Here is a 414-nt window from a genome sequence, read left to right on the forward strand (position 1 = left end):
TCCTGGTAGTAGTTGCCCGACACGAAGTAGGTGGTGCCGGCGTTGCCTTCGGGCGAGATGACGGTGCGTGCCAGCGTGCCGCCCACGAAGCCCACGATCGAGTCGAAGGCGTCGATCGTCAGCGTCTCGCCGCCGTCGAAGGTCAGCGTCGAGCCCTGGTTGCGCGTGTAGGCCACGCCGCCCGTGGGCACGAAGCTGAGCCCTTCGTCGTTCAGCTCGATCGCATAGCTGACGCGGCTGGACAGCGTGATCGCGCTGGTCGAGAACCGCGTGCCGTCGACGGTGGGTTCGTAGTCGTCCTCGATCGGGGTTTCGGTCACGTCGAAGCTGGTGCTGTCATAGCGCAGCTGCAGGTCCGCGGTCAGGCGGTCGCGGCTGATCACGCCGTAGACGCCCACGTATTTCTGGTCGAAG

At 65.7% G+C, this 414-nt stretch carries 1 protein-coding gene; it reads right to left on the reverse strand.

Translation table 11 applies throughout. The annotated features are described in order from the left end of the window. The coding region (locus tag ACLD7X_RS19300) for a hypothetical protein (RefSeq protein ID WP_425625540.1) at positions 1-398 on the reverse strand (398 nt) is incomplete at its 3' end. Positions 399-414: the final 16 nt, after the last annotated feature.

Origin of the sequence: Aphanothece microscopica RSMan92 (genome assembly GCF_046613545.2) — a bacterium.
Classification (GTDB): domain Bacteria; phylum Cyanobacteriota; class Cyanobacteriia; order PCC-6307; family Cyanobiaceae; genus NIES-981.